The sequence below is a fragment of the Mycobacterium sp. genome (assembly GCF_049585075.1).
Classification (GTDB): Bacteria; Actinomycetota; Actinomycetes; order Mycobacteriales; family Mycobacteriaceae; genus Mycobacterium.
The window spans coordinates 1-6,658 of record NZ_JBAUZA010000027.1; the positions used below are offsets into that span (position 1 = coordinate 1).

The 6,658-nt window shown below is 65.7% G+C and carries 8 protein-coding genes; 6 read left to right on the forward strand and 2 right to left on the reverse strand.

Features of this window, described 5'->3' with window-relative positions:
* Together WB785_RS01285 and WB785_RS01290 are read right to left on the reverse strand one after the other, a co-directional pair.
* A partial coding sequence (locus WB785_RS01285; RefSeq protein WP_424076896.1) for an acyl-CoA dehydrogenase family protein occupies window positions 1-911 on the reverse strand: 911 nt, incomplete at its 3' end.
* Window positions 911-2,080 (reverse strand): acyl-CoA dehydrogenase, encoded by a 1,170-nt coding sequence (locus WB785_RS01290; protein WP_424076897.1) that lies wholly within the window; start codon window positions 2,078-2,080, stop codon window positions 911-913. The genes WB785_RS01290 and WB785_RS01285, both read right to left, overlap by 1 nt.
* Before the next feature lie 61 nt (window positions 2,081-2,141).
* On the opposite strand from WB785_RS01290, the gene WB785_RS01295 reads away from it, so the two are divergent.
* From WB785_RS01295 to WB785_RS01320, 6 genes are all read left to right on the forward strand, one after another.
* Entirely contained in the window at window positions 2,142-2,504 is a 363-nt protein-coding gene (locus WB785_RS01295; RefSeq protein WP_424076903.1) for a DUF3054 domain-containing protein, read from the forward strand.
* Window positions 2,505-2,506: 2 nt separating this feature from the next.
* On the forward strand, window positions 2,507-3,412 hold the full coding sequence (locus WB785_RS01300) for an SAM-dependent methyltransferase (protein ID WP_424076898.1): 906 nt from the start codon (window positions 2,507-2,509) through the stop codon (window positions 3,410-3,412).
* Between the two features lie 36 nt (window positions 3,413-3,448).
* Window positions 3,449-3,931 (forward strand): GNAT family N-acetyltransferase, encoded by a 483-nt coding sequence (locus WB785_RS01305; RefSeq protein ID WP_424076899.1) that lies wholly within the window; start codon window positions 3,449-3,451, stop codon window positions 3,929-3,931.
* Window positions 3,928-5,028, forward strand: coding sequence for an LLM class flavin-dependent oxidoreductase (locus WB785_RS01310; protein WP_424076900.1), 1,101 nt, complete (start codon window positions 3,928-3,930; stop codon window positions 5,026-5,028). Before WB785_RS01305 ends, WB785_RS01310 begins: the two co-directional genes overlap by 4 nt.
* On the forward strand, window positions 5,025-6,146 hold the full coding sequence (locus WB785_RS01315; protein WP_424076901.1) for an LLM class flavin-dependent oxidoreductase: 1,122 nt from the start codon (window positions 5,025-5,027) through the stop codon (window positions 6,144-6,146). The genes WB785_RS01310 and WB785_RS01315 overlap by 4 nt, the downstream gene beginning before the upstream one ends.
* On the forward strand, window positions 6,128-6,658 hold a 531-nt coding region (locus WB785_RS01320), incomplete at its 3' end, for an LLM class flavin-dependent oxidoreductase (protein WP_424076902.1). The genes WB785_RS01315 and WB785_RS01320, both read left to right, overlap by 19 nt.

Genomic DNA, 6,658 nt, shown 5'->3' on the forward strand with positions numbered 1-6,658 from the left:
GCGATGCAGTCGTCGAGATAGGTTCGAGCGATATCGATTTCGGTGGCCAGCTCGGCGAGCACGAACTGGGTGTTCTGCAGGCTAGAGATGGGGGAGCCGAAGGCATTTCGCTGCTTGACGTAGTCGAGGGTCTCAGCCAGTACCCCTTCGGCGGCAGCCACCGCGCCCACTGCCAGCGAAAGACGCTCTTGCGGAAGGTTGTTCATGAGTTGGTAGAAACCTCCGCCCTCCTCCTCGAGCAGGTTCTCGACGGGGACCCGCATATCGGTGAAGCTCAGCTCGCTGGTGTCCTGCGCGTGCAGGCCGATCTTCTCCAGGTTCCGGCCGCGGGAGAATCCCTGCGTATCCGGGTCGACGACCAAAAGAGATAGTCCCTTGTGACGGTCGGGTGCAGTGCGCGCAGCGATGACGAACAAGTCCGCGGTCTGCCCATTGGAGATAAACGTTTTCGCGCCATTGACGACGTAATGGTCGCCGTCGCGCACCGCAGTGGTGCGGATCCCGGCCAGGTCACTGCCGGCGCCAGGCTCGGTCATCGCGATACCGATTATCGTCTCGCCGGTCACCACGCCCGGTAGCCAGCGTTGCTTCTGTTCGGGTGTGGTCAGCTCGGTCAGATACGGCAGCACAATGTCGTTTTGCAGCGACAAGGCGACCGCCTCGGCCGCCGCGCCCGCCCGCTGGAGTTCGTCAACGACGATCGCGTTGTAGCGGAAGTCGTCGACGCCGGGACCGCCGAATTCCTCGGGCACCGAGAACGCCAGCAGGCCAAGCTTTCCCGCTTCGGTGAAGAGCGAACGATCTACGCAGCCGGCCTTCTCCCAGCGTTCGTGGGCCGGTACAACCGTCTGTTGCACGAAATCGCGTACCAGTTCTCGGAACTGGTGATGCTCAGGGCTGTAGGTCAGCATCAGCGGAAGGCGTCGATGCCGGTGATCGCCTGGCCCAGGATCAGCTGATGCATCTCTGGGGTGCCTTCATAGGTGAGCACCGACTCCAGGTTGACCATGTGCCGGATCACCGGATACTCCAGCGATATCCCATTGCCCCCCAAGATGGTTCGCGCAGTTCGGCAAATCTCGATCGCTTCGCGGGTGTTGTTGAGCTTGCCGAAACTCACCTGCTCGGGCCGCAGTCCGACGCTGTCCTTGAGGCGCCCGAGCTGCAGCGCAAGCAGCAGGCCTTTGTGCAATTCGACGGCCATGTCGACGAGTTTGGCTTGAGTCAACTGGAATCCGGCGATCGGGCGATCGAACTGGGTGCGTTGGCTTGCGTAGTCCAGCGCTGCCTGCCACGCCGAGCGCGCGGCGCCCATTGAGCCCCAGATAATGCCGTAGCGCGCTTCCGACAGGCACGACAGCGGGCCCTTGAGGCCCGTTACCTCGGGCAGCAGGGCGTCGTCAGGCAGCCGCACGTCGTCGAGCACCAGCTCGCTGGTGATCGATGCCCGCAGCGAGAGCTTGTGGTGGATCGTGTTGGCGGAGAATCCCGGTGTATCGGTGGGCACTAGAAATCCGCGGATCCCGTCGTCGGCGACCGCCCACACGATCGCGACGTCGGCGACCGAACCGTTGGTGATCCACATCTTGCGCCCGTTGAGGATCCAGTCCGACCCGTCGCGTCGCGCCCGGGTGGTCATCGATGCCGGGTCGGATCCTGCGTCGGGTTCTGTCAGTCCGAAGCAGCCGAGCAGCTCGCCGGCGGCCATGCCCGGCAGCCACTTTTGCTTCTGCTCTTCGGAACCGAATTTCCAGATCGCGAACATCGCCAGCGAGCCCTGCACCGACACCATCGACCGGATACCGGAGTCGGCGGCTTCCAGTTCGGTACACGCCAAGCCGTAATGCACGGCCGAGGCCCCGCCGCAGCCGTAGCCCTCCAGGTGCATGCCAAGCAGGCCGAGCTGGCCGAAGTGTTTGGCAAGCTCACGGGCCGGAAGGTCACCGATCTCGAACCATTCGGCGATGTGCGGGAGGACATTCTCGGCGCAGAATTGCCGGACGGTGTCGCGAACCGCGATCTCGTCGTCCGACAGCGACGCGTCCAGGTTCAGCGGGTCCTGCGGGTTGAAGCTACTCATCCGGCCATCGTATGTCCGCAGCTCACCCGGAACACCGGCCCCGGTAGTGTCCGCTGACGTGGTGCGTGCGCGGCAAGCTCTGGCCTGGCTGGGCGTCGACGTTGTTTGTGTGCTGCTGTTCTGCGCGGTGGGACGGCGCAGCCACGACGAGGGGTTGAACGTCGCGGGCGTTGCAGTGACGGCCTGGCCGTTTCTGAGCGGGACCGCCCTGGGCTGGCTCGTCGCCCGGGCGTGGCAGCGCCCGACGGCGGTGTTTCCCACCGGGATCGTGGTGTGGGTGTGCACGGTCGCGGTCGGGATGCTGCTGCGCAAGGCGACCTCCGCGGGGGTGGCCGCGAGTTTCGTGGTGGTGGCGGCCACGGTCACCGCGCTGCTGCTGCTCGGCTGGCGGGCGGTGCTGCATTTGAGTGCCCGGTCGGCGTGACCATGGCGCGAACAGATCACGACACCTGGGGTCCAGCCACCAGTGTCGGAACTACCGCGACGTTGGTAGCGACGGCCAGGGCGTTGGCATCCAGGGCCGGGTTGATCAACGACCCGTTCGCCGAGCCATTGGTGCGCGCCGTCGGAGTCGACTTCTTCTCCGAGATCGCCAGCGGCGAGCGCGCGATCAGTGATCTTGGCGACGACAACGGATTCGCTTTGTTGACTGACCTTTTCGCGGTGCGGACCCGATTCTTCGACGACTTCCTCACCGATGCCGGGCGGGCCGGTATTCGGCAGGCGGTGATCTTGGCGTCGGGGCTGGACGCCCGGCCCTTCCGGCTGTGGTGGCCGGCGGGCGCATGCGTCTACGAGATCGATCAGCCGCAAGTCATCGAGTTCAAAACTCAGACGCTGCGTGGCCTGGCGGCCACCCCGACCGCTGATCGGCGCGCGGTGGGCATCGATCTTCGCCGCGAATGGCCGCACGCATTGCACCGGGTCGGCTTCGACGCCACAAAGCCGACAGCGTGGATTGCCGAGGGCCTGTTCATCGGTTTTCTATCGCCCGGGACGCAGGACCGCTTGCTGAACAATGTCACCGCCTTGAGCGCCGCCGGCAGCAGGATGGCGGCCGATTATTTGCCCAGCCGAAGCCGGCCGTTTGTCAGCCAGGAGCACGCCTTGGCCCAGCGTTGGCGACCGTATGGTTTCGACCGCGACATGACCGAGCTCACCTATGCGGACGAGCAGCACGACACCGCCGAGTCCATGGCGGCGCTGGGCTGGAGAACCGTCGTGAGTGAGCTTTCAGACCTGTTCACCGCTACCGGATTGCCGGGGCTGCGGCGCCAAGATCTCGGCGAAGCGCCTGTGGCCGGCCGGTACGTCAGCGCGACGTTGGTGTAGCAGGATCGGAATGCGGCCGACAACGAGACGTTGGACATGGACGTGATATCCCTGCGCTTCGTGGTGGTGGGGCCGGACGACCCGCTGGCAGCGCCGCTGTTGGCCGAGCTGGCGGTCGAGTACTCCGAGCGTTACGGCGGCACTGCGGAGACTCATCTGACCTGGCTGCCTGTTCCGCCCGCCGAGCTCGCCGCCCCGGACGGTGGCTTGTTGCTCGGACTGCTGGACGGCGTCCCGGTCACCGGCGGCGCGTTCCGCCGGTTCGATGCCGACACCGTGGAATTCAAGCGGATCTGGACCGACAGCGGGCACCGACGCCGCGGCTACGCCAAGGCGCTGCTGGCCGAACTGGAGGCCACCGCCGCCAGCAGGGGCTATCGGCGGGTGTATCTGATTACCGGCGACCGCCAACCGGAGGCAGAGGCGTTATATCGGGCCACCGGCTACACCGAGATCGACGCACCGTCGGTTTCCTGGGGACCTTTCCGTCCGATCGCGTTCGACAAGGGTCTGCGATGACCGATCAGCTGCATCTCGGTGTTGCGCTCGACGGCTACGGCTGGCATCGGCGAGCCTGGCAAACCACGCTGAGCGCCGACCCCGCGACGGAATCGGTGCTCAGCGGCCGGTACTGGGCCGGCCTGGCGGCGACCGCCGAGCGCGGCTTGCTGGACTTCCTGACCATCGACGACACCCTGACCCCGCAGCCCGGACGCCGCGAGGAAATCTCCCCGCGACGGCTGGCCGGTCGCCCCGACGCGGTCCTGATCGCCGCGCGCATTGCCCCGGTCACCCAGCACATCGGGCTGGTGCCGGTGGCTACCGTCACCCACACCGAGCCGTTTCACGTCTCGAAGGCCATCGCCACCTTGGACTACATCTCGCACGGGCGGGCAGGTTGGCAGCCTCGGGTGAGCACAACCACCCATGAGGCGGCATTGTTCGGCCGGCGCAACGGATCACAATCGGCCGACGGTCTGTTCGACGAGGCCGCCGACGCCGTCGAGGTGGTACGCCGGTTGTGGGACAGCTGGGAGGACGACGCGGTGATTCGCGACGTGTCCGCCGGGCGCTACATCGACCGAAACAGGTTGCATTACATCGACTTCGCCGGGAAATACTTCTCGGTGAAGGGGCCCTCGATCACCCCGCGTCCGCCTCAGGGCCAGCCGGTGGTGGCAGCGTTGGCGCACGCACCGCGCGTCTACGAATTCGCTTCTGCTACTAGCGATCTTGTCTTCATCACGCCAACCGATGACGCCTCCGTGCGCTCGATCATCAGCGAGGTGCATACGGCCGGTGGTGCCCGGCTGAAAATCTTTGCCGACGTGGTGGTGACATTCGGCGGTGACTCCGATTTCGGGTCTGACGCACTGATATTCGGTGGCAGCGCAGCGGAATTAGTCGAGCTGCTGCTGGGCTGGCAGCGGCTCGGCATCAACGGGGCGCGGCTGCGACCGGCTGTCAACTCGACCGATCTTCCGGTAATCGTCGACGAGGTGGTGCCACTGCTGCAGCGCGCCGGGCGGTTTCGCACCAGCTACTCTCAGCATGAGACATTGCGCCAACGGCTCGGCCTGCCGACTGCGCCCAACCGATATGCGGCGAGCCGATGAGTGCGGTCCCGCTTTCGATTCTGGATCTGGCGCCGATCAGCGCCGGCAGCGACGCCGCGACGGCCCTGCGCAACACCATCGACCTGGCCCAGCGTGCCGAGCAATGGGGGTATCGGCGGTTCTGGATCGCCGAACACCACTTTGTCGGCGTCGCCAGCTCGGCACCGGCCGTGCTGATCGGTCAGATCGCCGCCGCTACCAACACGATTCGCGTAGGTGCAGCTGCGATCCAGCTCAGCCACACCACTGCCGCCGCGGTGGTGGAGAGCTTCGGCATGCTGGATGCCTTCTATCCGGGCCGTATCGACCTTGGCGTCGGACGAGGGCAACGACGCGACACCGGGTTAAAGCCGAAGCGGCCATCGGGCAAAACCCGCCCACCGCGACAGTGGCGCGAAGTCGACGGTGTGGTGATCCCGCTGCCGTTCGACCTGCGCGGGCTGCTCGACAAGGAGCGGGTGCAGGCGACCATGGGGATCCTGCAACAGCCCGAGGCCGTCGCGCCCGACTTCGCCGAACAACTCGGCGACATCATCGCGATGCTGGACGGCACATATGAGGTCGACGGTTTCGACGTGCACGCCGTGCCGGGCGAGCGATCGGGGCTGACACCCTGGATCTTCGGCAGCACCAGGGGCCAAAGCGCCAGGATGGCCGGCGCGCGCGGGCTGCCGTTCGTGGCGAGCTATCACATCACACCGGCGACCGCGCTGGAAGCCATTGACGCATACCGTGATTCGTTCGTTCCGTCGGCCACGCTAAAACAGCCCTATGTGGTGGTATCTGCCGACATCGTGGTAGCCGACGACAGCGCCACCGCAAGACGATTGGCCGCTGGCTACGGGCAATGGGTGTATTCCATCCGCACCGGTGTTGGCGCCATGCCTTACCCCGCTCCAGAGGACTGCCGGCCGCTCACCGATGAACAGCTGCCCGTTGTGAAAGACAGGCTGGAGACGCAATTCGTCGGTAATCCGGACGAGGTCGCAGAGCGACTGACCGCGCTGCAACGGCTAACCCGCGCCGACGAACTCGTCGTCACGTCGGTCACGCACTGCCATGAAGACCGGCTGCGCTCACACCGGCTGATGGCGCAGCGATGGGGGCTGACATCATGAGCCGCAAGCCAATTCATCTGGCCGCGCACTTCCCGGGCGTCAACAACACCACCGTGTGGACCGATCCTGCCGCGGGCAGCCAGATCGAATTCGACTCGTTCGTGCATCTGGCTCGCACCGCCGAACGCGGGCTGTTCGACTTCTTCTTCCTCGCCGAGGGGCTGCGGCTGCGTGAGCATCGCGGTCGGGTTCACGACCTGGACGTGGTGGGCCGCCCGGATACCTTCACCCTGCTCGCAGCGCTGGCCGCCGTCACCGACCGGCTCGGCCTGACCGGGACCATCAACACCACCTTCAACGAACCATTCGAAGTGGCAAGGCAATTCGCCACTCTCGACCACCTGTCCGATGGCCGCGCAGGCTGGAACATAGTCACCTCTTCGGACGCCTTCACCGGCGAAAACTTCCGGCGCGGCGGCTTCCTCGACCACGCCGATCGTTATCGCCGCGCCGAGGAGTTCCTCACCGTGGCATGCGAATTCTGGGACAGCTGGGCTGCCGACGCCGTGGTG

Coding starts and splice junctions, on each gene's coding strand:
- WB785_RS01310 (WP_424076900.1), top strand. CDS start 3,928: ATGACCGATCAGCTGCATCTCGGTGTTGCGCTCGACGGCTACGGCTGG.
- WB785_RS01305 (WP_424076899.1), top strand. CDS start 3,449: ATGGACGTGATATCCCTGCGCTTCGTGGTGGTGGGGCCGGACGACCCG.
- WB785_RS01290 (WP_424076897.1), bottom strand. CDS start 2,080: ATGAGTAGCTTCAACCCGCAGGACCCGCTGAACCTGGACGCGTCGCTG.
- WB785_RS01315 (WP_424076901.1), top strand. CDS start 5,025: ATGAGTGCGGTCCCGCTTTCGATTCTGGATCTGGCGCCGATCAGCGCC.
- WB785_RS01300 (WP_424076898.1), top strand. CDS start 2,507: ATGGCGCGAACAGATCACGACACCTGGGGTCCAGCCACCAGTGTCGGA.